The organism is Allobosea sp., from assembly GCF_051860145.1.
Taxonomy (GTDB): domain Bacteria; phylum Pseudomonadota; class Alphaproteobacteria; order Rhizobiales; family Beijerinckiaceae; genus Allobosea.
Map to the genome: position 1 here is coordinate 22,924 of NZ_JBHYEM010000012.1, position 24,467 is coordinate 47,390.

Consider the following 24,467-nt stretch of genomic DNA (forward strand, 5'->3'; position numbering starts at 1 on the left):
GCGGAAGGAGACCGTATTTTTCAGGCCCGTCGCGGGTCAGGACTGCGCTGAAGTGGTGATCAACACAACAACAGAGGGGTTTCACGCATGGCCGACCATTCCGATCAGAACTCGTTCCTCCGCCTTCCCGCTCCCGCCCTGCGCCGGCGCGACGTGCTGGCTTTGGGCGCCGGCGCGCTCTTCGCCGCCTCGGGCGCTCGCGCCCAGAGCGCTGGCAAGCCGGTCCCGCCACCGCCGGCCAAGCCGACCGGGCAGGTCGTCGTCGGTCTCTCTCAGGAGCCAACCGTCTTCAACCCGCTGATGCCCGGCATCGAGGTCGACGAGACGGTCTGGATGCAGATCTTCAACACGATGTGGCTCGCCGATCCGCAGGGCAATCTGATGCCCGATCTCGCGGTCGAGGTGCCGAGCGAGGCCAATGGCGGCATTTCCGAAGGCGGTCTCGCCTGGAAGGTCAAGCTGCGCGAAGGCGTCGTCTGGCAGGACGGCACGCCCTTCACTGCCGAGGACGTGAAATACTCGCTCGAGCTGATCAACGCGCCGGGCTTCAAGAGCCGCACCCGCGTCGGCCACAGCCTCGTCCGTGACATCAAGGTCACCGGCACGCATGAGATCTCCTGGCGGATGGAGAAGGCCTATGCGCCCTATCTCGCCCTCCTCGCCAACACCTATATCGTCCCCAAGCACCTGCTGGAGAAGGCGAGCGACCCGAACACGGCGCCCTTCAACTCCAGTCCGGTCGGCACCGGTCCCTTCCGCTGGGGCCAGCGCACGCCGGGCGACAACATCGTGCTCGTCGCCAATGAGCGCTATCACGGCAAGGGGCCCTATCTCGAAAAGGCCGTGCTGAAATACGTGCCGGACCAGGTCGCGCTCTACGCCCAGTTCCGCACCGGCCAGGTCGACATCCTGATCGGCACCGGCATCCCGGCGAACTATTATGCCGAGGCAGTGAAGCTGCCGGGCCGCAAGGTCGCGACCGTGCCCAACGCCTCGCTCGAGATCCTGATGCCCAATCTCGAGCATCCGGCGCTCTCGGAAAAGGCGGTGCGCCAGGCGCTCTACGCCTCGATCAACAAGCAGGCGATCATCGACGTGATCTTCTACGGCCTGCACAAGCCGACCGAATCCTTCGCGCCGCGAGAATCCTGGGCCTACAATCCCGACCTGCCGCAGCAGAGCTACGACCTCGCCAAAGCCAACAAGCTGCTCGACGAGGCCGGCTGGAAGCGCAGCGGCAGCGGCGTGCGCATGAAGAACAACGTGCCGCTCGAATTCGCCGTCTCGACCACTACCGGCTCCTCGCTGCGCGAGCAGTGCCAGCAGCTCATGATGCAGGACTGGCAGCAGGTCGGCGTCTCGATGAAGATCAACAACATGCCGGCGGCGGTGATCTGGGGCGAGTTCTATGTCCGCTCCAAGTTCCAGTCGCTGTTGGTCGGCACGGCCTTCCGGACCGGCATCGATCCCGATCCGGCGACGCGCTTCGCCAGCGACGCCATTCCGGTCAAGGGCGGCAGCGGCGGCAACTACATGCAGTGGCAGAATGCCGAGGTCGACCAGCTGCTGAAGGACGGCCAGACCACCTTCGACCAGGCGAAGCGCAAGGCGATCTATTTCAGGCTGCAGGAGATCGTCCGCGAGGAGCTGCCGATCCTGCCGATCTACCAATACGCTCCGGTGGAGGGATACAAGGAGGGTCTGGTCGGCTACGAGCCCAACATCAACGCGCGCCAGAACACCTGGAACATGGGCAGCTGGTACTGGGCGCGCTGAGCCGATGCCCGTGTCCGCCCGGAGCCTCGCGCCATGAGCGGCTTCCTCGCACGCCGGTTCCTGCAGGCGCTCGGCCTGCTGCTCATCGTCTCGATGATCGGCTTCGCCATCCTGCATCTGGCCCCGGGCGGGCCGCTCTCGCAATTCGCGGCCGGGGGCGACATGACCCAGGCCGATCTCGACAGGCTGAGCGAGCAGCTCGGCCTCAACCGGCCGCTGCCGATCCAGTATCTCGACTGGCTCTGGCGCATGCTGCGCGGCGACTGGGGCGCCTCCTATCGTGACCAGCAGCCGGTCCTCCACGTCATCGCCTCGCATATCGGGGCGACGCTGGAGCTGATGCTGACCTCGACCCTGCTCGCCATGCTGATCGGCGCCTGGGTCGGCATCCTGGGTGCGGTCAGGCGCTATTCGCTGTTCGACTCGCTCGCCACGGTCGGGGCCATGATCGCGCTCTCGATCCCGACCTTCTGGTTCGGGCTCGTCGTCATCTATGTCTTCTCGGTCGGGCTCGGCTGGCTGCCCTCCGGCAACCGCTACACCATTGGCGACGGCTCGCTCATCAACCGCATCCACCACCTGATCGGGCCCTGCATCGTGCTGGCGCTGGTTTCGACCGCCGTCTGGAGCCGCTACATGCGCTCCTCGATGCTGGAGGTGATCAACCAGGACTATGTCCGCACTGCCCGCGCCAAGGGCGTGCCGGAGCGGCAGATCATACTGCGCCACGCCTTCCGCAACGCCCTGCTGCCGATGATCACCATCACCGGCCTGCATGTCCCGACCCTACTCAGCGGCGCATTGGTGACCGAGACCGTCTTCACTTGGCCCGGCATGGGCCGGCTCTTCCTCGATTCGATCAGCTACCGCGACTACCCCGTCGTGATGGGCATCCTGATGTTCACGGCGGTGCTGGTGCTGCTCGGCAGCCTGATCGCCGACCTGCTCTACGGGCTCGCCGACCCGCGCATCGCGAGGAGCGGCTGATGAGCGATCTCACCAACGCGTCCGCGGCCTTGCTGGCGCCGCAACCCTCGTTCTGGAACCGCCCGGGCTTCCGCCGCTTCCGCCGCCACAGGCTCGCGGTCTTCGGCGCGGCGGCGATCGTCACGATGACGCTCGCCTGCATCTTCGGGCCGATGCTGCTGCCCTATAGCGACACCTTTATCGACATCAGGCAGCGTTTCGCGCCGCCCTTCTCGGGTTCGCATGTGCTCGGCACCGACCCGCTCGGGCGTGACGTCCTTGCCCGCCTGCTGATGGCGGGACGGATTTCGCTCGCGGTCGGCTTCTCGGCGATGCTGATCAGCATGGCGATCGGGATCTGCGTCGGCATGGTCGCCGGCTTCTACGAGGGGGCGGTCGGCGCGCTGCTGATGCGCTTCGTCGACGCCATGCTGTGCTTTCCCTCGATCTTCCTGCTGCTGGCGATCTCGGCGCTGATCTCGCCCTCGGTTCCCTCGATCGTGATGCTGATCGCGATGACCTCCTGGATGGAAGTGGCGCGCGTCGTCGAGGCGCAGATGCGCTCCCTGCGGACGCGCGATTTCGTGGTCGCGGCGGTCGCGATGGGGGCGAGCAACCGGCGCATCATGGTCCGCCAGCTCCTGCCGAACGCGATCGCGCCGATCGTCGTCGCCGCGACCCTGAACGTCGCCCATGCGATCCTGGCCGAGAGCTATATCAGCTTCCTCGGCTACGGCATCCAGCCGCCGACGCCGAGCTGGGGCAACATGCTGGAGAACGCTCAGAGCTACCTCACCAGCGCGCCCTGGCTCGCGATCCTGCCCGGCGCCGCCATCACGCTTGCGGTGACCAGCTTCAACTTCGTCGGCGACGGGCTGCGCGACGCGCTCGATCCAAGGATGGACCTGCCATGACCGGTCGCGTCGCGGCGCTCTGGCGCTATCCCGTCAGCTCGATGGCCGGCGAGCCGCTGCAGGCGGCGCCGATCGACGCCAGCGGCGTGGTCGGCGACCGCATCTGGGGCGTCGTCGACCGAACGACCGAGCGCATCGCCTCCCCCGGCCGCGAGAAGCATTTCATCGGCGTGCCGAGAGGCCAGGCGCGCTGGCTGGCAGCCGGCGGTGTCGAGGTCTCGGCTGACGGGCACGTCTGGCGCGATCCCGACGACGAGTCTGTCCTCGACGAGCTCTCAGTGCTCTTCGGCTTTCCGGCGAAGCTGCAGCCCTTTCGCGAAAACGAGGAGCAGGGCTTCAAGCCGCGCTACGACCGCGCGCCGATCCATCTGCTGACGACCGCTGCGCTGCGCAGCCTCGAACGGCTGATGCCGGGCAGCACCATCGACGCGCGCCGCTTTCGTCCCAACATCTTGGTCGATTGGCCCGACGAGGCGGAGGAGGTCCCTGAACATCTCTGGCTCGGCCGCGAGATCCGCATCGGCGATCTCGTGCTGCGCGGCCGCGCGCCTTGCGGGCGCTGCGGCTTCGTCACCATCGAGCAGGACGGGCTGCCGCTCGATGTCGAGGTGCTGCGGACGGTGGTGAAGCGCTTCCAGCGCAATTTCGGGATCTATTGCGACGTGCTGTCTCCCGCCGAGATTCGCGCGGGCGACACCGTCACGCTCGCGGATCGCGGCGCGTAGGCACAGCCGAAATCTTCAGGAAAGAGAGCATGAGCCGAATCGTCATCATCGGAGCCGGCATCGTCGGCCTCTCTGTCGCGCGCGCCGCACTGAAGCACGGCCATCAGGTGACTGTGTTGGAGCAAGGTCCCGCGCCCAACCCGCAATCGGCCTCCTTCGATCTCCACCGGATGATCCGCTACCCTTACGGTTCGGCCGAGGGCTATACGCGCATGGTCACCGACGCCTTCGGCGCCTGGGACCGGCTCTGGAACGATCTTGGCACCGTGCATTTCGAGAATACCGGCTCGATCGCGATCTCGCTCGCGCCCGGCGACTATGCCGAGAAGACGCTGAACGCCTTCAAGGCGATCGGCCTGCCGCATGAGGTTCTGACGCGCGAGGGCGTCGAGCGGCTCTGCCCGCATCTCACCTTGCCGGAGGGCGCCTGGGGCGTCGTCTCCTTCCCCGGCGGCCCGCTTTTCGCGAGCCGGATCGTCACCGAGCTCGCCGACTGGGTGCGCGCCCATGGCGGCGTGATCGAGCATGATTGCCGGGTCGCCGGCGTCGATCTGGAGCAGGGCGTCGCCACCCGCGCCGACGGCTCGCAAGTCGAGGGCGATTTGCTGCTGGTCGCGGCTGGCGCCTGGCTGCCGGCGCTCATGCCGGAGCGCTTCGGCGAGGCGAGCGTCTATCGCCAGGGGCTCTGCTATGTCGAGCCGCCGGCGCAATACGAGCAGTCCTGGCGCGAGGCGCCGGCCATCGCCTGCCTCGGCGATCATACCGGCTATACCTTGCCCGACAGGCGCGGCGCCGGGCTGAAGATCGGCTATTCCGCCCATCGCCGCGCGGCGCGGCCGGAGTGCGACGGCTTCGGCTCCGATCTCGCCAGCGAGAGCGAGGCGATCCTCGGCGCCTTCAGGCCCTATTTCCGCGAGTTCGACGCCTACCGGCCGACGCGCATCCAGGTCGGTTATTACGTGCTCGACGCCGCGCGCCGCTTCACGGTCGAACAGACCGGGCGCGGCCTCGTCGTCACCAATTGCGACGGGCAGATGTTCAAGTTCGGGCCGCTGCTCGGCGAGCGCATCCTCGGCATGTTCGCCGGCGAGGAGAGCGCCGGCGATTTGGCGCGCTGGGCCGCGGGTTACTAGCTGGCTAAGACAGCGTTCCGCGATAAGGCGCGGCTACGATCAGGCAGCAATTGCCGGGCCTGACGCGACCGGGCTGGCGGCGTCCGTAGAGGATGCCGTCGGCGGCATAATGCAGCGTTTCGGGCGCACGTGCCGGGTCCCAGGTGCAGTGGATGCGCCCAGCCGGCTGGCCGGCGCTGACCTTTTCGCCATTGGCATGGAAGGGCTCGAAGATGCCATCGGCCGTCGCATAGACATAGGCCGAGGTGCCGGGCAGTTCGAGGATCTGGCCGTCGCCGCGCTTCGGCTCGGGCTTGTCGCGGGCGACAATGCCGAGATGGTCGAGCACATTGGCGACGCCGCGCCGGCAGACTTTTAGCGCCTCCAGCGAGACGGTGCCACCGCCGGCCATCTCGGTGCCGACCGTGACCAGACCCTGCCGGCAGGCGGTCGCCGTTGCGGTCCGGGGCTCGCCGAGATTGCTGATCACCACCGTCATCGGCGCGTCGAAGGCCTGCACGGCCGCGACATTGCGCTTATGCAGGCCGGGATCGTCGGTCGGCTCGACGATCGCGCTCGGGATGATGTCGAGCGAGGAGCCGCCGGAATGCAGGTCGAGGAAGGCGTCGCCGAGCGGCAGGATATGATCGCTGACATAGGCCGAGATCTGCTGGGTGATGGTGCCGCGCGGATCGCCCGGGAAGGTGCGGTTGAAGTTCAGCCCATCGACCGGCGAGGTGCGTTGCCCCGCGACCACGGCCGGCGAGTTGTTGGCCGGCATCAGGATCAGCCGGCCCTGCACACGGGCCGGATCGAGGTCGCGGATCAGGTCGCAGATCGCGATCGGCCCCTCGTACTCGTCGCCATGATTGCCGCCTTCGAGGATCGCCGTCGGGCCGGAGCCGTTCTTGATGATCGCGATCGGGATCCGCGTCGCGCCCCAGGCATCGTCATGCGGCGAATGCGGGATCATGACGAAGCCGACCTGCTTGCCGTGTTTGTCCGGATCGACGGTGAGGAAGGCGGCGGAGGGACGGGGCGGGGACTTCTCGCGGGGGCTTGTCATGGCGGGGCTCGGTGGAGTTGGGCTCAGGATTTCAGGAAAGGTCGCGGGGAACCCCTCTCCTGTAAGGAGAGGGGTAGGACAGGCCGTCATGCTCGGGCTTGACCCGAGCATCTCAGGCCGAATGATGCTCCAAAGGCGCTTCTCGTCCTGAGATTCTCGGGTCTGCGCTTCGCTTCGCCCGAGAATGACGGGTGTTCCGCTTACAGCGTCGGCAGCGGGTCCATCGGCATGTCGAGATATTTGCGATGCAGCCGGTCGAGCTCGCCATTCATCGAGTTGAAGAAGATGAAGCCGTCGAGCCAGCGCACCAGGTTATGCTGGTCCATCTGCACGCCCATATGGGCCGGGCTGCGGCGGATGGTGAACTTGCGCTCGAACTCCTTGCTCGGGTTCTGCTTGGCGAGCGCCTGGGCGACGATCGAGTTGGTCGCGAGCAGGTCGGCCTGGCCGGTGATATAGGCCGCCGCCGCCGTGGCGTCGTCCTCGGTCCGCATCAGGCTCGCCTTCGGTGCGCTCGCCGAGATCGCCAGCTCCTGCGTCGTGCCCTTGGCGGCGGCGACGCGGGCCGAGCCGATCGTCTCGGGGCTCGTCACCGTCGAGGATTTCGGGCCGTAGACGGCGAGGAAGGTGTTGGCATAGGGCGCGGTGAACATGATCTGCTTGGCGCGCTCCGGCGTCAGGCCCATCACCGAGATGACGATGTCGACCTTGTCGGTGAGCAGGAACGGGATGCGGTTTGCTCCCGTGATCTGCTGCATCTCCAGCTTCACGCCGAGGCCCTTGGCGACCATCTCGGCCATCTCGATGTCGAAGCCGATGGGCTTGCGGTTCTCGTCCTGCGCGCCGAAGGGCGGCGCGTCGAGCGGCACGCCGATGCGCACCACGCCCTTGGACAGGATGTCCTGGAGCTTGTCGGCGCGGGCTTCCGCTGCGCCGACGACCGCGATGGCCAAGGCGGCCAGGCCTGCAAACAGTGAACGCATGTTCCGTCTCCCCTCGTTGAGCAACTGGACTGGCTAAACTTCTGGCTACGCTTCCTCAGTGCAGGACCGCGCTGAGGAAGGTCTTCAGTTCGGGCGTCTTCGGCTCGGCGAGCACCGCCGCGGCCTGGCCTTCTTCGTGGATGCGCCCTTCATGCATGAAGACGACGCGCGAGCCGAAACGGCGCGCGAAGCCCATCTCATGCGTGACGAGGATCATGGTCATGCCCTCCTGCGCCACCGATTCCAGCACTTTCAGCACCTCGCCGGTCAGCTCGGGATCGAGCGCGGAGGTGACCTCGTCGAACAGCATCAGCTTCGGCTGCATCGCCAGCGAGCGGGCGATGGCGACGCGCTGCTGCTGGCCGCCGGAGAGCTCAGAAGGATAGGCGTCGAGCTTCTCCTCCAGCCCGACGCGGCGCAGCACGTCGCGGGCGATCTCGCGCGCGGCGTCGGGCGCCTGCTTCTTCACCACGCGTGGCGCCAGCGTGATGTTGTCGCTGACCGAGAGATGCGGGAACAGGTTGAAGCTCTGGAAGACGATACCGACCTCCTGCCTGAGCTTGCGCAGGTTGGTCTTGGGATCGTTGACCTGGACGCCGTCGACGCTGATCGAGCCGGCCTGGATCGGCTCCAGCCCGTTGACGCAGCGCAGGAGCGTGCTCTTGCCCGAGCCGGAGCGGCCGATCACGGCGACGACCTCGCCCTTGGCGATGTCGAGCGAGACATTCTTGAGAACCTGCACGGAGCCGTAGCTCTTGCTGATCCCTTTGATTTCAACGAGCGACATCGAGCTTCCGCTCGAGCGAGCGGCTCCATTGCGTGAGAGGGAAGCACATCAGGAAATAGATCGCGGCGACCGTGATGTAGACGGCGAAGGGCTTGTAGGTTCCCGCCGCCGTGAGCTGGCCTTCGCGGGTGAGCTCGACCAGGCCGATCGTCGCGGCGAGCGAGGTGTTCTTGATGAGCTGGACGAGGAAGCCGACCGTCGGCGGGATCGCGACCCGGATCGATTGCGGCACGATGACGTGGCGCAGCTGCTCCCAGAGCGACAGGCCGAGCGAGGCCCCGGCCTCCCATTGGGTCTTGGCGATCGAGACCAGCGCGCCGCGCCAGATCTCGCCGAGAAAGGCGCTGCCATAGATCGAGAAGGCGACGGCGGCCGCCAGCCACGGATTCACCGAGATGCCGATCAGCGGCAGGCCGAAGAAGATCAGGAACAGCCAGACCAGGAGCGGCGTGCCCTGGACGATGTGGATATAGGCCGCCGCGAGCCAGCGCAGCGGCGCGACCGGCAGGATCCGGGCGATCGCGATCGTGATGCCGATCAGCGCCGCGCCGGTGAAGGCGGTCGCGGTCAGCGCCAGCGTCCAGCGCGCCGCGGCGACGAGATACATCACATCGATGAGGCCAAAGGAGCGGATCATCGTCTGACGAAGGCCCAGTAATAGATGCCGGCGAACAGGCCGCGGAAGGCGAGGGCGAGGGCGAGATAGAGCACGCCGATCACCGTATAGACCTCGAAATCGCGGAAGGTGCGCGACTGCACGATCGAGGCGGCGTGGAACAGGTCCTCGACTGAGATCTGCGAGACCACGCTCGTCGCCAGCATCAGGAGCACGAACTGGCTGGCGAGCGCGGGGAACATCGCCTTCAGCGCCGGGAACATCACGATATAGCGGAAGACCTGCAGGCCGGAGAGGCCGAGCGAATGGCCGGCCTCGGTCTGCGCCTTCGGCACGGCTTCCAGCCCGGCGCGGACGATCTCGGTGGTATAGGCGCCGAGATTGATGACGAGCGCGATGATCGCCGCCGTCAGCCCGTCGAGCCGGACGCCGAAGCCCGGCAGGCCGAAGAAGATCAGGAAGAGCTGCACGAGCAGCGGCGTGTTGCGGATGACTTCGACATAGCCGCCGACGATCCGCTTCAGCCAGCCCGGCCCGTAGACGCGGGCCGCGGCGCAGGCGACGCCGATGACGAGCCCGCCAAGCATCGTGCAGGCCGAAAGCAGGAGCGTGATCCAGACGCCGTCGAGAAGCGACTCCCAGGCCGCAAAGACGTCGCGAAACTGGAGGCCGTATTTCATCGCGCTCGGGCCGTCATGCCGGCGCGCGCCGTGACGGCAGGTGCGCAACAATGCGACGGACCGGTCAGCGCTGCTGTCATTGAGCCTCCCCTTTACAAGAGGCTAGGTTGGCTTCTTATTTGATGTCAAGCTTCACATATGAAACGACGCGGCATGTCCGATCCCCTCGACAGTGATGACGGCGAAAAAGCCTCCTATTCCGCTCCGGCCCTGGAGAAGGGGTTGGACATCCTCGAGCTGCTGGCGGAGGTCGGCGAGCCGCTCTCGACGCGCACTATCGCCGAGCGGCTGCAGCGCTCGAAGAGCGAGATCTTCCGCATGGTCTTCGTGCTGCAGCAGCGCGGTTATCTCGCCCGCGAGGCGGGTACCGACCGGCTGGCGCTGTCGCGGCGGCTCTTCGACCTCGGCATCAGGACGCCGAGCGGCCGCCAGCTCACCTCGGTCGTGCTGCCGCTGATGGAGCGCTTCAGCGAGGAGAGCGGGCAGGCGGCGCATCTCGTCGTGCTGAGCCGGGCGCAGACCGTGGTGCTCGCGACGACGTCAGGCCATCTCGACGCGACCGTCACCGTGCGCCCGGGCTATGGCCGCCCGGCGCTCGAGGCCAATTCCGGCCTGCTCATCCTCGCCTTCCAGTCCGAGACGCGGCGCAGGGTCCTGATGAACGACGCCGCGCCGGCCGAGCGGGCCGGTCTCGATAGTCTCGAGACCATGGCGGCGCTCGCCAGGATACGGGAGCAGGGCCATCAGATCGCCCCGAGCCGGGACATTCTCGCGGTCACCGACATCGCCTGCCCGGTGATCGGGCCGGCGGGCCATGCCCAGGCGGCGATCCTGGTGCCCTGCCTGCAGCGGCACGGCGTCAGCACCGATGAGAAGGCGATCCTCACGGCCTTGAAGGCCTGCTGCCACGAGGCCGGGCTTCGGCTGGCCTATAGCTGAGCGCGGCTTGGATTCCGGCTTGGGCTCAGTGCTTGCTGGCGCCGATGAAGTTGCGCAGCTCCTGCGTCTTCGGCGCGGCGAAGAGCTCGCTGGACGGGCCTGCTTCCCAGACCTTGCCCTGATGCATGAAGACGGTCGTGTCGGCCACCGTCCGCGCGAAGCTCATCTCATGCGTGACCAGCAGCATGGTCATGCCGCCCTCGGCGAGCTTTTCCATGACGAGCAGCACCTCTCCGGTCAGCTCGGGATCGAGCGCCGAGGTCACTTCGTCGAACAGCATGACCTTCGGCCGCATCGCCAGCGAGCGCGCGATCGCGACGCGCTGCTGCTGGCCGCCGGAAAGGTTGTCGGGATAGCTGTCGATCTTCTCGGACAGGCCGACCTGGGCCAGCACCTCGTCGGCGAGGCTCTTCGCCTCGGCGTTGGAGACGCCCTTGGTGATCCGCGGCGCCAGCATGATGTTCTGGCCGACGGTCAAATGAGGGAAGAGGTTGTAGCTCTGGAAGACGATGCCGACATCCTTGCGCAGGCTGCGCAGATGGTCCGGATCCTGGTCGAGATTGTGCCCGACCACCTCGATGCGCCCCGACTGGAAGACCTCGAGCCCGTTGATGCAGCGCAGCAGCGTGCTCTTGCCCGAGCCGGAGCGGCCGATGATCGCGACGACCTGGCCGGCCTCCACCGAAAGCGAGACCCCTTTCAGGACTTCGAGATTGCCGAACTTCTTGTGGACGTCTTCAATGACTACGGCTGGCATTCATCACCTTTTCGAGATGTCGGCTGAGCCTGGAAAGCGGGAAGCAGATGGCGAAATAGATCGCCGCCACCAGGGTGAAGATCTGGAAGGCCTGATAGGTCGCGTTGTTGACCAGCATGCCGGCGCGCATCAGGTCGACGAAGCCGACGACCTGGACGATCGAGGTGTTCTTCACGAGCTGGACGAGGAAGCCGACCGTCGGCGGCAGCGAGATGCGCGCGGCCTGCGGCAGGATGATGTAGCGATATTGCTGGCCGCGTGTCAGCGCCAGCGAGGCCGAGGCCTCCCATTGCTGGCGCGGCACCGACTCGATCGAGCCGCGCCAGATTTCGGCGAGATAGGCCGAGACATAGATCGCGAGCGAGGCCGAGGCCGCCAGGAAGGGCGGCAACGCGATGCCGATGGCCGAGAGCCCGTAATAGCTCATGAACAGCACCATGAGCACCGGGATCGACTGGATCACCAGGATGTAGCCCGCCGCGAAACGGCGCAGCGCCCTGATCCGCGACAGGCGCATGATCGCGAAAATGCCGCCGATGACGCCGCCGATGCCGAAGGCGATGGCGGTGAGCGCCAGCGTCCAGCCCGCCGCTCGGAGGATGAAATAGGCCTCTGGCCAACCGAAGGTCTGCATCAGGCGGCCTCTCCATGCGCATCGGTGACGCCGGCGAGCCCGGAGACCTGGGGGAAGATCCTGCGGCCGAGCCAGTTCAGGAAGAGCTTCAGCGAGAGCGCCAGCACGAGGTAGATCGCGGTGACGATGATATAGGTCTCGAAGCTGCGGAACGTGTCCTGCTCGATGATCGCGGCGGTGCCGGAGAGCTCCTGCACCGAGACGAAGGAGCAGATGCTGGAGGCGAGCATCATCAGCACGAACTGGCTCGACAGGGCCGGCCAGACGCGGGCGAAGGCCGGCTGCAGCACGACATACTGGAAGACCTGGCGCCGGCTCATCGCCAGGGACAGCCCAGCTTCGATTTGCGATTTGTGGATCGAGTCGACGCCGGCGCGGATGATCTCGGTCGCATAGGCTGCGAGGTTGAGCGTCATCGCCAGCAGCGAGGCTTCGAGGCCGTTCATGCGAATGCCGATCTGGGGCAGCCCGAAGAAGATCATGAAGAGCTGCACGAGGAAGGGCGTGTTGCGCATCAGCTCGACATAGGCGTCGACGATGGTGCCGGCCCAGCTGCCCGCGAGGCTGCGCAGCGCGCTCATCAGCGTCGCGAGAATGAGGCCGAGCACGATCGCGACGAAGGAGAGCGCGATGGTGAGCCAGACCCCGTTCAGGATCATCGGCCATTTTGAAATGACGTCTTGGAAGAGCAACGGCGCGTTCCTTCGGCCTGCGAGGTCGAGGATGACCGGCGCGACATCGCGTATGTCGCGCCGGTGATTGGGTGATCGAAAGCCCCGGAGCCCTCATCCTGAGGAGCGATCGCAGATCGCGTCTCGAAGGATGTTTCAGAGGGCGCTGGATCATCCTTCGAGACGGCCGCTACGCGGCCTCCTCAGGATGAGGGCTGTGTTTCCGTACGGCCTCCAGTCGGATCAGAAGGTCGGGAGCGCCGGCAGCGGGCCGCCGACCCATTTCTCGGAGATCGCGTTCAGCTCGCCGTTCTGCTTGACGTAGTAGATGAAGTTGTTCAGCCACTGGCGCAGTTCGTAGGCGTCCTTGCGCATCGTCATCGAATTCGGCTGCAGGCCGAAGACGAACTTGAGCTCGGTCTCGGTTTCGCCGCGCGCCTTCATGGCGGCGTTGGCCTGGGCGTCGGGGCCGGCGATCGCCTCGACCTGGCCGGAGAACAGCGCCTGCATGGTGGTGGCGTCATCCTCGAAGCGCAGGATGGTGAGGTTCAGCTCCTTCTCGCGGTTGGTGAATTCGCGCTCGACGCTCGAGCCGCGATTGACGCCGACCTTGCGGCCCTTGAGGTCCTCCCAGGTTTTGATGGCGACGTTCTTCTTGGCGTAGATGCCGGTCTGGAAGGCGCTGTAGGGGATGGAGAACATCACCGCCTTGGCGCGCTCGGGGGTCGGGGCCAGCGTCGCAACGAGGAAATCGACCTTGTTGGCCTCCAGCGCCGGGATGCGGGCCGGCGGGGTCAGCTGCACCAGCTCGACCTTGACGCCGAGATACTTGCCGATCAGCGCAATGACGTCGGCATCATAGCCGATCGCGTTGCCCTGCGAGTCGACAGAGCCATAGGGCGGGGCGCCGATCAGCACGCCGATGCGGACCGAGCCGCGCTTGATGATGTCCGTGACCGACTGGGCGGCGGCCTGGCCGGCCGCGAGCGCGCCGGCACCGAGCGCCAGGATGGCGGCCGCGATTCTCAGATGCTTGAACAGGTTCATGGGTCGTCTCCTTGTTTCGCGGACTGCGCGCGTCGTTGTTGGCCCGGCTTCGTGCGGCCGGTTGCTTGAAGATCAGGCTGTGGGTCGTCCTTCCCGCACGACGTTCTCGAGTATCGCGCCGTCGAAGCTTCGCTTGATGTTGTCGGCGATGGTCTGCTGCCGGCGCCGGATCGTGCCGCTGGTCCAGCCTGACATATGCGGCGTCATCACCACGTTGGGCAGCTCGTGAAAGGGCAGTGCGGAGGGCAGGATATCCGGCTGGCCGGCGCTGGGGTAGCGATACCATGTGTCGATGATCGCGCCGCCGATCCTGCCGGTCTTGAGCGCCTCGAACAGCGCCGCCTCATTGATGGTCGGCCCGCGCCCGACATTGACCACGACCGCGCCCGGGCGCATGGCGGCGAAGGCTTCCGTGCCGACGATGCCCTGCGTGTCGGGCGTCAGCGGCACCGAGACGACGATGAAATCGGCGCTGCCCCAGAATTCGCCGAGCTGGTCGAGCGTGAAGGAGCGGTCGACCAGGCCGGACTTCGGCACGGCGCTGCGGTTGGCGACATGCACCTGCATCTCGAAGGCCTTGGCGCGCGCCGCGATCGCCTTGCCGATATGGCCGAAGCCGAGCAGGCCGATGCTCTTGCCGGCGATCTCGTCATGGATGCGCTCCGGCGCGCCGGCCCAATAGGCCCAGTCGCCCTTGCGCAGCCGCTGGTCGGCATCCGCGAGCGGCACATGGCGCGCCAAGAGCGCGCTCATCACGTATTCGGCGATGGCCTGCTCGTGGCCGAAGCAGTTGCACACGGCGGCGCCCGCCGGCAGCCGGTCGAGATCGACCGCGTCATAGCCGGCGCCGGGCACGTGGAAGAGCTTCAGCCGGGAGGGGGTGGGCAGGGTTGCGTTGAACTTCGTGCCGATGATGACGTCGGCCTCGGCATAGCTGCGCTGGTCGGCGCCCGGCGCGAGCGCGTCGGGCAGGAGGCGGATATCGGCCTTCGGCCCGATGAGCTCGGCGAAGCCTGTGCTGAAGGAAGCGGCATTCTCGCCGTGGAAGATGATGCGCATGGTCTAGGCGGGCTTTCGTCGGGTCAGGCGCCGAGCAGGGGCTCGACGCTGCAGTCTAAAAGAGAAGGGTCGATCCGGGTCTCCATCACGTCGAACATCCCATCGACGAAGGCGATGAGGGTATCGGAGGCCTCGACCGCGCGCTCGACATGCCGGTTGGCGACGGCGTTGAGCACCGCGATATGGCAGTCGATGGTGCCGTCCAGCCTGGCATCGCCGGCCATATAGCTGTGATGGATGAAGCCGATGCGCCGGAACAGCGTGTGCAGCGGCCGCAGCGTGTGCTCGAGGAAGGGCTCGCCGGCGGCGGCGAGGATCATCTGGTCGATCCGGCGGTCGAGCGTGTTGAACTCGGCGAGCGTCAGGCTGTCGCGCTTGTCGCGCAGCAGCCGCTCCATATGCAGCATCTGGTTGCGATGCGACGGCCCGGACCGTTCGGCCGCGAGCCGGATGACGAAGCGCTCGATGTCGCGGCGCAGCCTGAGCAGGACGCGCTCGCGGGCGAGGTCGATCGGCGCGATCTGCAGGCCGTGCCGGGGGCGGATGACGATCAGCGTATCGGCGGCCAGGCGGTTGACGGCGTGGTGGACCGGCGTGCGGCCGAAGCCGGTCATATCCTGAAGGTCCTGCATCGTCAGGAAGCGCCCGGGCTGCAACGCGCAGGTGACCAGCATCTCCTCGATCCGCTGATAGGCGAGCTCGAAGAAATTGATGCGGTTGCGCCGTCTCGGGACGTCGTTTTCCGTGACCTCGACAAGTGTTGGCTGGCTTTTCGACCTGGCCATCTCGCGCATTCTCCCGTGATGGAACTCGTTGAGCGGTGCCATCTTGAGGTCACCATAAACATGTTGTGATATTTTACAAGACTCCATATGGTCCCGTGGCGGGCGCGGCGATACAGCCCGGAGCGAGCAGAACCTCAAGAAACACAAGCGTCCAGCCAGCGCAGTCTGGCGATGGGCGCGGCGCCGCCAAAGGGAGGCAGGCCTTGAAGATAACCGCGATCGAGACCCTGCGGACAGAGGAATTCGCGAACGTCCTCTGGGTTCGTGTCCATACCGATGCCGGGGTGATCGGGCTGGGCGAGACCTTCTATGGCGCCGGCGCCGTCGAGGCCCATCTCCACGACACGCTGGCGATGCGCCTCCTGGGCAAGAACCCGCTGCATATCGAGGCGCTGCATCGGGAGATGACCAACCTGCCGATGGCGCAATCCTCGACCGGGGTGGAGTCGCGCGCGACCTCGGCCGTCGACATCGCCCTCTGGGACATTTTCGGTAAGGTCTGCGGCCAGCCGGTCCATCAGATGCTCGGCGGCCTGTGCCGCGACAAGCAGCGCATCTACAACACCTGCGCCGGCTACAAATATGTCCGTTCGCACAACATCAAGCCGGTCTCGACCTGGAATCTGGGCGAGGCGACGGGTCCCTATGAGGATCTGGACGGTTTCATGAACCGGGCCGACGCGGTGGCCGAAAGCCTGCTGGAAAGCGGCATCACGGCGATGAAGATCTGGCCGTTCGATCCCCCCGCGATCGAAAACCAGGGGCTGTTCATCTCGGCCGAGCAGATGCGGAAGGCGATCGAACCCTTCGAGAAGATCCGAAAGGCGGTCGGCGACAGGATGGAGATCATGGTCGAGTTCCACTCGCTCTGGAACCTGCCGACCGCCATCAAGATCGCCAGGGCGCTCGAGCCCTATGCTCCGACCTGGTACGAAGACCCGATCCGGATGAACTCGCCGCAGGCGCTCGCCGAATATGCGCGCTCGACCACCGTCTCGGTCTGCGCCAGCGAGACGCTCGGCTCGCGCTTTCCCTACAAGGACATGCTCGACCGCGATGCGATGCATATCGTCATGGCCGATCTGTGCTGGACCGGCGGCCTGACCGAAGGGCGCAAGATCGCCGCCATGGCCGAGACCTATCATCGCCCCTTCGCCCCGCATGACTGCATCGGCCCGGTCGGCTTCGCGGCGGCGGTGCATGCGTCCTTCAGCCAGCCGAACACGCTGATCCAGGAATCGGTGCGCGCCTTCTATACCGGCTGGTACAAGGAGCTGGTCACCGAGATCCCGGTGATGAAGGACGGCTATGTCTATCCGATGGAGGGGCCGGGCCTCGGCCTCGAACTGCTACCCGCCGTCTATGAGCGCCCGGACCTGACCGTCCGGCGCAGCAATCTTTGAGGGGAGCAATATGACCAATCCCCTGTTCGACCTGGCCGGGCGCACCGCCCTCGTCACCGGCTCGTCGCGTGGCCTCGGGCGCGCCATGGCCGAGGGGCTGGCGAAGGCCGGCGCCGGGCTGCTGATCAACGGCACCGACCCGGCGCGCGTCGCCGCTGCGGTGGAGGAGTTCAGGGCGGCCGGGCATCAGGCCGATGCCGCGGCCTTCAACGTGACCTCCGAGCCAGAGGTCGTCCGCGCCTTCGCGGAACTGGACGCGGCCGGCATCGCGGTCGACATCCTGGTCAACAATGCCGGCATCCAGTTCCGCAAGCCGATGGTCGAGCTCGACACGGCCGATTGGCAGCGCGTCATCGACACCAATCTCACCAGCGCCTTCGTCATCGGGCGCGAGGCGGCCAAGCGCATGATCGCGCGCAAATCCGGCAAGATCATCAATATCGGCTCGCTGACCAGCGAGCTCGCCCGCGCCACGGTCGCGCCCTACACGGTCGCTAAGGGCGGCATCAAGATGCTAACCCGCGCCATGGCGGCGGAATGGGCGGAGCATGGCATCCAGGCCAATGCGATCGGCCCCGGCTACATGATCACCGACATGAACCAGGCGCTGATCGAGAACCCGGCATTCGACGCCTGGGTCAAGGGCCGCACGCCGGCCCGGCGCTGGGGCAGGCCGGAGGAGCTCGTCGGCGCGGCGGTCTTCCTGGCCTCACCGGCTTCGGACTATGTCAACGGCCAGATCATCTATGTCGATGGCGGCATGCTCTCGGTGCTGTGAGGCGCCGGTCTGATCCGGCCTGTCATGCCGCCCGCTTCGGGTGCGTCACCAGCAGGATGCCGCCGACCACGAGCGCAAAGCCGATCGCGTGATAGAGCGCCAGCCGCTCGCCCAGGAACAGCGTCGCGAGAATGGCGCTGAAGATCGGCAGGAGATGCATGAACATGCCGGTCTTGCCGGGGCCGAGCACGGCGACCGAGCGGTTCCAGAAGATATAGGCGAGGATCGACGGGAAGACCGCGAAATAGGCGAGCGCGCCAGCGGTCTGCGGCGTCAGCGCGAAGCCGCCCCGCAGGCCGTATTCCCAGGCGACGAAGGGCAGATGGAACGCCGCGCCGAAGGCGACGGTGATGCCCAGGAAGGCCATGGGATTGAGGCCCGCGGGACGCCAGCGGATCAGCACCGTATAGAGCGCCCAGAAGCTCATCCCGGCGAAGACCAGCAGGTCGCCGTGATTGATCGAGAGGCGCAACAGCGTGCCGAGATCGCCGCGCGCGATGACCACGGCCGCTCCGGCGAGCGAGACCAGGATTCCGCCGATCTGCAGGCCCGACAATCGCTGCTTCAGGATCAGATAGGCGAGCAGGAAGGTGACGATCGGCAGCAGCGAGTTCACCAGCGCCGCGTTGACCACGGTGGTGTAATGCAGGGCGGCATAGACGAAGCAGTTGAAGGCGGTGACGCCGATCGCGCCGAGCAGGGCGAGGAAGGGCAGATTGCCGCGAATGCGCGGCCAGTCGGTCCGGAGCGGCGCGAGGCAGAACGGCAGCAGGATGATGAGCGCCAGCGTCCAGCGCCAGAACGACATCTGGATCGGCGGGATCTGGTCGCGCATCAGCCGCGCGAAGAGAAAATTGCCCGACCAGAACAACGGCGGCAGCACGGCGAGCAGGTAGGCGGAGGCCGGCGCGGCAGGCGCGGTGCCGGCTTGTGCGGGTGGGGCGGATCGGGGCTGACCGGCCGTGCTCATGCTCCGGACCGGACCGTGCGCAGCTCGGTATAGCGCCCGAGCACCGTGTTCACGCCGACGGCCAGGATGAAGACGACGGCGAGCAGCGCATACATGCGCGGCATGTTGAAGGTGGCGTAGGTCTGGATCACCGCATAGCCGAGGCCCTGATTGGCGAGCTTGGTCTCGGCCAGCAAGGTGCCGATGATGGCGACGCCGAGGCCGATCCGGATGCCGTTGATCACGGGCGCGCGCATCGCCGGCAGATAGATCAGCCGGACCATCTGGGCGCTGCTGAGCCGGAAGCTCAGGCCGACGCGGATCAGTACCTGGTCGATCTCGCGCATCGCGCTCGCCACGCTGATCGCGACGGGGAAGAAGCAGGAGAGCGCGCCCATCGCCACCTTCGAGCCCGGCCCGACCCCGAACCACATGATCATGATCGGGAAGAAGATGATCTTCGGTGTCGGCCCGAGATAATGCAGCAGGGGCTCGTAGGCGCGCTGCAGGAAGCGGCTGCGCCCGAGCAGGATGCCGGTCGCGATGCCGGCTCCGCCGCCAATCGCGATCGCAAGCAGCACCTCGCCGGCGGTGATCGCGAGATTGGCGTAGAAGGCGCGCTCGACGAAGAGCAGCGCGAATTCGCGGACGATCCGGACCAGCGAGGGCACCACGTCGCGATAGAGCAGCCCCGAGCGGGCCATCGCCTCCCAGCAGAGGAGCACGGCCGCGACGATGCCGAGCCGGGTCAGCAGCACGGCGCGCGCCTCGTCCCCTGTCCGGCGCGTTGCCGTGCCTTTGGCGGTCGCGGTCATGCTCATCGCCTTATGTCCTTCACCAGCGCCGGCCCGTCACTTGCGCGGCGGAATCTGGATCAGCTCGGCGAGCTGTTCCTTGGTCATGGCCTGCGCCGTGTATTTCAAGGCGACCGCGTCCGGCACGATCGTCTCCAGCCCGACGATCTGGTCGGGATCGAGCGCCGCCTTGGGGAAGAATTCGTCGCGGGTGCGCAGGGCGATCTTCTCCGGAATGCCGACGAAGGCGGCATAGGCCTTGATCGCCTCGGGGCTGGCATACATCGCGTCGATCGTCTCGCGATAGGCCTGCATGAAGCGCTCGACCAGGGGCTTCTTGTTCTGCAGCACGCTGGTATTGGTGATCAGCAGCCGCACCGTCTGGCTCTTGAAGGCTTTTGTGTCATTGCCGGTGGCGATGACGCGGATCTCCTTCTTGTCGAGCTGCTCGAGACCGAAGGGCGGCGCCGACCAGCCGACGTCGATCTGGCCGGACATGACCTGCGTCAGGGTCGGCGCCGGGCCTCCCGTCGCGGTCGGCCGCGTCTTCAGGCCATTCTCCTTGACGAAGGCGTTGACGACGCCATGGGTCGAGGAGCCGTTGGTCGAGTAGGCGACTGTCCTGTCGTTGAAGTCCTGCAGCGTCTTGATCGGCGAATCCGCCTTCACATACCAGAACAGGTCCTGGCCGCCTGTGGTCTCGGCGCCGATGATGCGGATCGGCGCGCCTTTCGAGAAGGCGGAGAGCGCGCCCATGATGCCGCCGGCGACGCCGATATCGACGCTGTTGGAGAGCACCGCTTGCTGGGTCTCGCCGCCGCCCTGGGTGTAGAGCATCTCGAGCTCGATATTGTGTTTCTTGAAGATGCCGAGGCGGGTGCCGATCTCGGCGACCGAGGTGTCCCAGTTGCCGCGCTGGCCGATGGCGAGCTTGAGCTTGTCCTGTGCCTGCGCGCCCTGCGTCAGGCTCATCGCGAGACCGAGCGCCACCAGCGCCAGCCCGAATTGTCCGAAGCGTTTCATGTGATCCTCCCGTTGATCGCGCCGGTCAGGCCGGCTTTTGTCCCGTTTCGCCGCGTCCCGCTTCTGTCGACGGGCCTGCAGCGTCGATCCGATCCAGCCTGAGGCTAGATCTTGAACCCCTCCAGCGTCGACGGATGAAACAGCTCCTCGATGCCGAGCTGCCGCGGCGACAGCCCCTGGCGATGATGCGCCTTCAGGAAGGCATCGAGCACATGTTTGTTCGGCGCGACGCCGTAGGACCAGAAATCCGGCCCCATCAGCGCGCGCGCCGCCTGGAGCTGCTCCTCGATGAAGGGCAGCGTCACCTTGGTCGCCGAGGTGTCGCCGAGCTTGACGAGCGCCGCCGCCTTCGACTGCTCGAAGGCCTTGAGCAGCGCCGCCGGCAGCCAGGGCTGCTGCTCGACGATGCTCCGGCGCACGCCAAGCACATGCATGATCGGAAAGATCCCGGTGCGGCGATAATAGTCGGAGGCCGCCGCCGTCGGCTCGGCAAAGAGCCGCCCGATATCCGGATGGCCCTCGTCGAAACAGGAGGGCGAGCGCGGGCCGATGAAGCCGTCGATCTCGCCGGCCGCCAGCATCTGGTTGAGCGAGCGGTCTGCGGGCGCCTGCTCGAGCCGGATCTCCGGCGGAAGCTGCACCGAGATCTTCTCGGCCCGGCCGGGCTGCTCGATGCCGCCGCGCACCCAGATCACGTCGGAGGGCTTCACGCCATAGTCTTCCTCCAGCATGGCGCGGATCCAGACGCAGGCGGTGAGCTGGTATTCCGGGCAGCCGATGCGCTTGCCCTTGAGGTCTTCGGGCCGCGCGATGCCGCGATCGGTGCGGATGAAGATGCCGGTATGGCGGAAGGCGCGCGACAGGAAGGCGGGCACGCCGACATAGGGGTTGCTGCCCTGCGCGGTCTTGACCGTGAAGCTCGACAGCGAGGCCTCGCAGACATCGAACTCGGCATGGCGGAAGGCGCGGAAGAAGATCTCCTCCGGCGCGAGCTTCATGAAGACCGGATCGACGCCGTCGATCTGGACAGTGCCGTCGATCAGCGGACGGTTGCGGTCATAGTCGCCGATGGCGACGGACAGGCGCAGGTTCGACAAGCCTTCCTCCCGGCTGGCGCGCAATGCGCCATGCGATTTTGATGGGAGGATGCCGCCGCCCGGCCGCCGCGACAAAGACTTCCGCGAAATGAGAGTGAGACGCCGCCGGTATGGCTGGCGGGTGGCCAATTCCCAGAAGGCTAGGTACCCACCCGCCTAGCCAAAGGCCCGAGCGACTCCAGGAGATGCTCGGTGATCGTCTCGAGGAACTGGTCGATCGCCTCCTGCTGGCGCAGCGCCGGGGCGTTGCTGGCCTTGATCAGATAGAGCGTCCGCTTCACCGGCAGGTCGGAGATGCGCCGCCCCACGAGCTTGCCGGCGCGCAATTCCTCGATCGCGGTGCCGTAGGGCATCACGCTGGCGGCGGCTCCTCTGACGACCAGCGTGCGCATCGCCGGGATCGACTGGGCCTCGTAGGGGACGCGCAGCGGGATCGAGAATTTTTCGGCCGCGATCTTCAGCAGCCTCTGCACCATGTCGCGTTCTCCGGCCTGGACGAGGTCGTGGTTCAGCGCCTCCGCCAGCGTGATCGTCGGCGGCAGCGTCTCGCCGGTCGCGGCGGTGACGAAGAGCAGCTCTTCCTCGAAGATCGCCCGGCGTTCGATTCCGGCGCGCGGTTCGTCGACGCCATAGGCGAAGGCGGCATTGATCTCGCCGCGTTCGAGAGCGAGCACGAGCCCGTGGCTCAGCTCCTCGACCAGGCTGAGCGAGACCGAGGGAATGACGTCCTTGGCGTCGAGCAGCAGGTCGGGGCCGATCTGCAGCATGATGCTGGGCGTGAGCCCGAGCGCCAGCATCTCCTGGTCGCTGCCGGACAGCGCCTGGACGTCGCGCCTGGCATCCTCGACCTCCTGGAGGATGCGGCGCGCCCGTTCGAGCAGGAGCTTTCCGGCCTCGGTCAGGACGACGCCGCGCGAATGGCGCAGCAGGAGCTCTGTCCGCAGGTCCTGTTCGAGCTGGCGGATCTGCAGGCCCAGCGCCGGCTGCGCCACATTGAGCTGTTCCGCCGCCCGGGTGATGTTGCCGACTTCTGCGATCCTGACGAAGTAGCGTAACTGTCTGAGATTGATCGCGGCCTCCCGGGGCGCCTCTTGCTTTCAGGCACTATGGGACGCGTCCCGGCCGCCAACAAGGCTCGCCGGCATGCGCTTCGGTCGCAGGCGGCTGCGCGCGCTCTACCGGACGGGCCTGAACCAGCGTTCCATGCGTTCCAGCGCGGCGAAGATCACGACGCTGACCAGGATGACGAAGATGATCGTCGCGAACATGCCGGGCAGGTCGTAGCGCTCGGCGAGATCGTTGATGAGCTGGCCGAGGCCGCCGAAATTGATCAGGAACTCGACGCCGATCAGGTTGATGAGCGCGAAGATCAGCCCGAGCCGGACGCCGACGAAGATGGTCGGCACCGCCGCCGGCAGCAGGATCTTCCAGAATTGCTGGGAGGGCGTCAGGTTGTAGCTGCGCCCGACATTGATGAGGCTCTTCTTCACGCCGGTCAGCCCTTCCAGCGTCTTCAGGATGACGGGTCCGAGCCCGGCCACGAAACCCATCGCCACGATGGTCACGGCGCTGCGCCCGAAGATCACCAGGAAGAGCGGATAGGCCAGCACGATCGGCGCCGCCGCCACCGCCGCGACCCAGGGCTCGGTCGCGAGACGCAGGATCCGCTGCTTGTAGAGCAGCACGCCGAGCGAGATGCCGACGATGCTGACGAGCAGGCTCGCCGCCAGCGCCTCGGCCCCGGTCAGCATCAGCCGGTGGAACAGCTCCTCCTCGGCGAAGAGCCGGCCGAAGCTGCCGAGTACCGCCGACGGGAAGGGGATCACGAACTGGTTCAGGACCTTGAGCAGCAGCAGGACCTCGACCAGGCCGAGGAACAGCGCGACACTCGCCAGGCCGACCAGGATCGGGGGAAAGCCGAAGCGCGGCATGGCTCAGTGCCCGGCGCGCCCGAGCGCGCCCTTTTCCGACTCGGCCATTCCGCGCGAAGCCTCCTCGCGCAGGTCGTTCCAGATTTCCGCGACATAGCGCCCGAAGGCGTCGCTGCCGACAACGTCGCCGCGGCGCGGGCGCGGCAGGCGGATATCGACAATGCGCTTCACCTTGCCGGGGCGGAAGGTCATGATCACCACCCGGTCCGAGAGCTGGACGGCCTCGGTGATGTTGTGGGTGATCAGCAGCGTGGTCTGCTTCAGCTCCTGCTGGATCGTCAGCACCTTGTCACCGAGCAGGAGCCTTGTCTGCTCGTCGAGCGCGGCGAAAGGCTCGTCCATCAGCAGGATCTTGGGCTCGAACACCAGCGTCCGGGCGATGGCGACGCGCTGACGCATGCCGCCCGAGAGCTCGGACGGATAGCGCTGCTCGAAGCCGCCGAGCCCGACCATGTCGATGAATTTGCGCGCGACCGCATGACGCTCCGTCTTCGCCACGCCCTTGATCTCGAGCGGAAAGGCGACATTGTCGATGACGGAGCGCCAGGGAAAGGTCGATTCCTCCTGGAAGACCATGCCGATCGAGGGATGCGGGCCCGAGATCGTCTCCCCGGCGACGCTGACCGTCCCCTGATAGCCGCCGACAAGTCCGCCGAGAATGTTGAACAGGGTCGACTTGCCGCAGCCGGACGGGCCGATGATCGAGACGAACTCGCCGCGCTCGACGGTGAAAGACACCCCGTCCACCGCCGTCACGGTGCCCTCGCGCGTATCGAAGCGCATGGTCACGTCGTCGATGACGAGATCGGTCTCGCTGCGTTGCGCGGCCAGGCGCAGTTTGGCGGTGGAAGCGGCCATGAAGCTGTCGTCCTCGGGCTGATCGCCGGTCATCGGGCCTGCCGGCGCAGGCGCGTTCCGTGCCTTGAGCGCAAGGCGCGGCCCGAACCTGTGCGAGCCTCAAGCTCCGTCGAACGC

The 24,467-nt window shown here is 66.5% G+C and carries 26 protein-coding genes; 8 read left to right on the forward strand and 18 right to left on the reverse strand.

Annotated elements, in window-relative coordinates; all coding sequences use genetic code 11:
• The first annotated feature begins 87 nt into the window (after positions 1-87).
• From ACTIF2_RS18570 to ACTIF2_RS18590, 5 genes are read left to right on the forward strand one after another with little or no spacing between them, the layout of a single operon-like run.
• Positions 88-1,776, forward strand: coding sequence for a peptide ABC transporter substrate-binding protein (locus ACTIF2_RS18570; protein ID WP_439498590.1), 1,689 nt, complete (start codon positions 88-90; stop codon positions 1,774-1,776).
• Positions 1,777-1,809: 33 nt separating this feature from the next.
• Complete coding sequence (locus tag ACTIF2_RS18575) at positions 1,810-2,763, forward strand: ABC transporter permease (protein WP_439498591.1); 954 nt, start codon at positions 1,810-1,812, stop codon at positions 2,761-2,763.
• Positions 2,763-3,656 (forward strand): ABC transporter permease, encoded by an 894-nt coding sequence (locus ACTIF2_RS18580; protein ID WP_439498592.1) that lies wholly within the window; start codon positions 2,763-2,765, stop codon positions 3,654-3,656. The genes ACTIF2_RS18575 and ACTIF2_RS18580 overlap by 1 nt, the downstream gene beginning before the upstream one ends.
• Complete coding sequence (locus ACTIF2_RS18585) at positions 3,653-4,381, forward strand: MOSC domain-containing protein (protein WP_439498593.1); 729 nt, start codon at positions 3,653-3,655, stop codon at positions 4,379-4,381. The genes ACTIF2_RS18580 and ACTIF2_RS18585 overlap by 4 nt, the downstream gene beginning before the upstream one ends.
• A 29-nt stretch (positions 4,382-4,410) precedes the next feature.
• Positions 4,411-5,514, forward strand: coding sequence for an NAD(P)/FAD-dependent oxidoreductase (locus ACTIF2_RS18590; protein WP_439498594.1), 1,104 nt, complete (start codon positions 4,411-4,413; stop codon positions 5,512-5,514).
• Positions 5,515-5,518: 4 nt separating this feature from the next.
• Here the strand turns inward: ACTIF2_RS18590 and ACTIF2_RS18595 are convergent, their stop codons facing one another.
• From ACTIF2_RS18595 to ACTIF2_RS18615, 5 genes are all read right to left on the reverse strand, one after another.
• Positions 5,519-6,559, reverse strand: coding sequence for a succinylglutamate desuccinylase/aspartoacylase family protein (locus tag ACTIF2_RS18595; protein ID WP_439498595.1), 1,041 nt, complete (start codon positions 6,557-6,559; stop codon positions 5,519-5,521).
• Positions 6,560-6,759: 200 nt separating this feature from the next.
• Entirely contained in the window at positions 6,760-7,542 is a 783-nt protein-coding gene (locus ACTIF2_RS18600; RefSeq protein WP_439498596.1) for a transporter substrate-binding domain-containing protein, read from the reverse strand.
• Between the two features lie 55 nt (positions 7,543-7,597).
• On the reverse strand, positions 7,598-8,329 hold the full coding sequence (locus ACTIF2_RS18605; protein WP_439498597.1) for an amino acid ABC transporter ATP-binding protein: 732 nt from the start codon (positions 8,327-8,329) through the stop codon (positions 7,598-7,600).
• Entirely contained in the window at positions 8,316-8,966 is a 651-nt protein-coding gene (locus ACTIF2_RS18610) for an amino acid ABC transporter permease (protein WP_439498598.1), read from the reverse strand. Before ACTIF2_RS18610 ends, ACTIF2_RS18605 begins: the two co-directional genes overlap by 14 nt.
• Positions 8,963-9,625: an amino acid ABC transporter permease gene (locus ACTIF2_RS18615; protein ID WP_439498599.1), complete on the reverse strand. Its 663-nt coding sequence runs from the start codon at positions 9,623-9,625 to the stop codon at positions 8,963-8,965. Before ACTIF2_RS18615 ends, ACTIF2_RS18610 begins: the two co-directional genes overlap by 4 nt.
• A gap of 153 nt (positions 9,626-9,778) precedes the next feature.
• Between ACTIF2_RS18615 and ACTIF2_RS18620 the strand changes: the two genes are divergently transcribed.
• Positions 9,779-10,564 (forward strand): IclR family transcriptional regulator, encoded by a 786-nt coding sequence (locus ACTIF2_RS18620; protein WP_439498600.1) that lies wholly within the window; start codon positions 9,779-9,781, stop codon positions 10,562-10,564.
• Between the two features lie 25 nt (positions 10,565-10,589).
• Here the strand turns inward: ACTIF2_RS18620 and ACTIF2_RS18625 are convergent, their stop codons facing one another.
• From ACTIF2_RS18625 to ACTIF2_RS18650, 6 genes are all read right to left on the reverse strand, one after another.
• On the reverse strand, positions 10,590-11,321 hold the full coding sequence (locus tag ACTIF2_RS18625) for an amino acid ABC transporter ATP-binding protein (protein ID WP_439498601.1): 732 nt from the start codon (positions 11,319-11,321) through the stop codon (positions 10,590-10,592).
• Positions 11,302-11,955: an amino acid ABC transporter permease gene (locus ACTIF2_RS18630; protein ID WP_439498602.1), complete on the reverse strand. Its 654-nt coding sequence runs from the start codon at positions 11,953-11,955 to the stop codon at positions 11,302-11,304. The genes ACTIF2_RS18625 and ACTIF2_RS18630 overlap by 20 nt, the downstream gene beginning before the upstream one ends.
• On the reverse strand, positions 11,955-12,614 hold the full coding sequence (locus tag ACTIF2_RS18635) for an amino acid ABC transporter permease (protein WP_439498707.1): 660 nt from the start codon (positions 12,612-12,614) through the stop codon (positions 11,955-11,957). Before ACTIF2_RS18635 ends, ACTIF2_RS18630 begins: the two co-directional genes overlap by 1 nt.
• 255 nt (positions 12,615-12,869) lie before the next feature.
• Positions 12,870-13,673: a transporter substrate-binding domain-containing protein gene (locus ACTIF2_RS18640; RefSeq protein ID WP_439498603.1), complete on the reverse strand. Its 804-nt coding sequence runs from the start codon at positions 13,671-13,673 to the stop codon at positions 12,870-12,872.
• A gap of 72 nt (positions 13,674-13,745) precedes the next feature.
• A complete protein-coding gene (locus ACTIF2_RS18645; RefSeq protein WP_439498604.1) occupies positions 13,746-14,732 on the reverse strand; it encodes a 2-hydroxyacid dehydrogenase in 987 nt (328 codons plus the stop codon).
• A 23-nt stretch (positions 14,733-14,755) separates the two neighbouring features.
• Positions 14,756-15,517 (reverse strand): GntR family transcriptional regulator, encoded by a 762-nt coding sequence (locus tag ACTIF2_RS18650; protein WP_439498605.1) that lies wholly within the window; start codon positions 15,515-15,517, stop codon positions 14,756-14,758.
• A gap of 203 nt (positions 15,518-15,720) precedes the next feature.
• On the opposite strand from ACTIF2_RS18650, the gene ACTIF2_RS18655 reads away from it, so the two are divergent.
• Positions 15,721-16,920 (forward strand): mandelate racemase/muconate lactonizing enzyme family protein, encoded by a 1,200-nt coding sequence (locus tag ACTIF2_RS18655; protein ID WP_439498606.1) that lies wholly within the window; start codon positions 15,721-15,723, stop codon positions 16,918-16,920.
• 10 nt (positions 16,921-16,930) lie between these two features.
• Positions 16,931-17,698 carry an SDR family oxidoreductase gene (locus ACTIF2_RS18660; protein WP_439498607.1) on the forward strand — a complete coding sequence of 256 codons (768 nt, stop codon included), beginning with the start codon at positions 16,931-16,933 and terminating at the stop codon, positions 17,696-17,698.
• A 22-nt stretch (positions 17,699-17,720) separates the two neighbouring features.
• On the opposite strand, the gene ACTIF2_RS18665 is transcribed toward ACTIF2_RS18660, so the two are convergent.
• The 7 genes from ACTIF2_RS18665 to ACTIF2_RS18695 all read right to left on the reverse strand — a co-directional run bounded on the left by ACTIF2_RS18665 (position 17,721) and on the right by ACTIF2_RS18695 (position 24,383).
• Positions 17,721-18,668 carry a DMT family transporter gene (locus ACTIF2_RS18665; protein WP_439498608.1) on the reverse strand — a complete coding sequence of 316 codons (948 nt, stop codon included), beginning with the start codon at positions 18,666-18,668 and terminating at the stop codon, positions 17,721-17,723.
• Entirely contained in the window at positions 18,665-19,468 is an 804-nt protein-coding gene (locus ACTIF2_RS18670; protein WP_439498609.1) for an ABC transporter permease, read from the reverse strand. Before ACTIF2_RS18670 ends, ACTIF2_RS18665 begins: the two co-directional genes overlap by 4 nt.
• Before the next feature lie 30 nt (positions 19,469-19,498).
• A complete protein-coding gene (locus ACTIF2_RS18675) occupies positions 19,499-20,464 on the reverse strand; it encodes an ABC transporter substrate-binding protein (RefSeq protein ID WP_439498610.1) in 966 nt (321 codons plus the stop codon).
• A 104-nt stretch (positions 20,465-20,568) separates the two neighbouring features.
• Positions 20,569-21,561, reverse strand: coding sequence for an ABC transporter substrate-binding protein (locus tag ACTIF2_RS18680; protein WP_439498611.1), 993 nt, complete (start codon positions 21,559-21,561; stop codon positions 20,569-20,571).
• Positions 21,562-21,701: 140 nt separating this feature from the next.
• Positions 21,702-22,631, reverse strand: a complete 930-nt coding sequence (locus tag ACTIF2_RS18685; RefSeq protein ID WP_439498708.1) for a LysR family transcriptional regulator — start codon at positions 22,629-22,631, stop codon at positions 21,702-21,704.
• Between the two features lie 105 nt (positions 22,632-22,736).
• Positions 22,737-23,492 (reverse strand): ABC transporter permease, encoded by a 756-nt coding sequence (locus tag ACTIF2_RS18690; RefSeq protein WP_439498612.1) that lies wholly within the window; start codon positions 23,490-23,492, stop codon positions 22,737-22,739.
• 3 nt (positions 23,493-23,495) lie between these two features.
• Positions 23,496-24,383, reverse strand: coding sequence for an ABC transporter ATP-binding protein (locus ACTIF2_RS18695; RefSeq protein ID WP_439498613.1), 888 nt, complete (start codon positions 24,381-24,383; stop codon positions 23,496-23,498).
• Positions 24,384-24,467: the final 84 nt, after the last annotated feature.

Bases quoted from the DNA above. Each gene is read 5' to 3' on its own strand.
- ACTIF2_RS18570 (WP_439498590.1), top strand. From the start codon at position 88: ATGGCCGACCATTCCGATCAGAACTCGTTCCTCCGCCTTCCCGCTCCC.
- ACTIF2_RS18575 (WP_439498591.1), top strand. From the start codon at position 1,810: ATGAGCGGCTTCCTCGCACGCCGGTTCCTGCAGGCGCTCGGCCTGCTG.
- ACTIF2_RS18580 (WP_439498592.1), top strand. From the start codon at position 2,763: ATGAGCGATCTCACCAACGCGTCCGCGGCCTTGCTGGCGCCGCAACCC.
- ACTIF2_RS18585 (WP_439498593.1), top strand. From the start codon at position 3,653: ATGACCGGTCGCGTCGCGGCGCTCTGGCGCTATCCCGTCAGCTCGATG.
- ACTIF2_RS18590 (WP_439498594.1), top strand. From the start codon at position 4,411: ATGAGCCGAATCGTCATCATCGGAGCCGGCATCGTCGGCCTCTCTGTC.
- ACTIF2_RS18595 (WP_439498595.1), bottom strand. From the start codon at position 6,559: ATGACAAGCCCCCGCGAGAAGTCCCCGCCCCGTCCCTCCGCCGCCTTC.
- ACTIF2_RS18600 (WP_439498596.1), bottom strand. From the start codon at position 7,542: ATGCGTTCACTGTTTGCAGGCCTGGCCGCCTTGGCCATCGCGGTCGTC.
- ACTIF2_RS18605 (WP_439498597.1), bottom strand. From the start codon at position 8,329: ATGTCGCTCGTTGAAATCAAAGGGATCAGCAAGAGCTACGGCTCCGTG.
- ACTIF2_RS18610 (WP_439498598.1), bottom strand. From the start codon at position 8,966: ATGATCCGCTCCTTTGGCCTCATCGATGTGATGTATCTCGTCGCCGCG.
- ACTIF2_RS18615 (WP_439498599.1), bottom strand. From the start codon at position 9,625: ATGAAATACGGCCTCCAGTTTCGCGACGTCTTTGCGGCCTGGGAGTCG.
- ACTIF2_RS18620 (WP_439498600.1), top strand. From the start codon at position 9,779: ATGTCCGATCCCCTCGACAGTGATGACGGCGAAAAAGCCTCCTATTCC.
- ACTIF2_RS18625 (WP_439498601.1), bottom strand. From the start codon at position 11,321: ATGCCAGCCGTAGTCATTGAAGACGTCCACAAGAAGTTCGGCAATCTC.
- ACTIF2_RS18630 (WP_439498602.1), bottom strand. From the start codon at position 11,955: ATGCAGACCTTCGGTTGGCCAGAGGCCTATTTCATCCTCCGAGCGGCG.
- ACTIF2_RS18635 (WP_439498707.1), bottom strand. From the start codon at position 12,614: ATGATCCTGAACGGGGTCTGGCTCACCATCGCGCTCTCCTTCGTCGCG.
- ACTIF2_RS18640 (WP_439498603.1), bottom strand. From the start codon at position 13,673: ATGAACCTGTTCAAGCATCTGAGAATCGCGGCCGCCATCCTGGCGCTC.
- ACTIF2_RS18645 (WP_439498604.1), bottom strand. From the start codon at position 14,732: ATGCGCATCATCTTCCACGGCGAGAATGCCGCTTCCTTCAGCACAGGC.
- ACTIF2_RS18650 (WP_439498605.1), bottom strand. From the start codon at position 15,517: ATGGCCAGGTCGAAAAGCCAGCCAACACTTGTCGAGGTCACGGAAAAC.
- ACTIF2_RS18660 (WP_439498607.1), top strand. From the start codon at position 16,931: ATGACCAATCCCCTGTTCGACCTGGCCGGGCGCACCGCCCTCGTCACC.
- ACTIF2_RS18665 (WP_439498608.1), bottom strand. From the start codon at position 18,668: ATGAGCACGGCCGGTCAGCCCCGATCCGCCCCACCCGCACAAGCCGGC.
- ACTIF2_RS18670 (WP_439498609.1), bottom strand. From the start codon at position 19,468: ATGAGCATGACCGCGACCGCCAAAGGCACGGCAACGCGCCGGACAGGG.
- ACTIF2_RS18675 (WP_439498610.1), bottom strand. From the start codon at position 20,464: ATGAAACGCTTCGGACAATTCGGGCTGGCGCTGGTGGCGCTCGGTCTC.
- ACTIF2_RS18690 (WP_439498612.1), bottom strand. From the start codon at position 23,492: ATGCCGCGCTTCGGCTTTCCCCCGATCCTGGTCGGCCTGGCGAGTGTC.
- ACTIF2_RS18695 (WP_439498613.1), bottom strand. From the start codon at position 24,383: ATGACCGGCGATCAGCCCGAGGACGACAGCTTCATGGCCGCTTCCACC.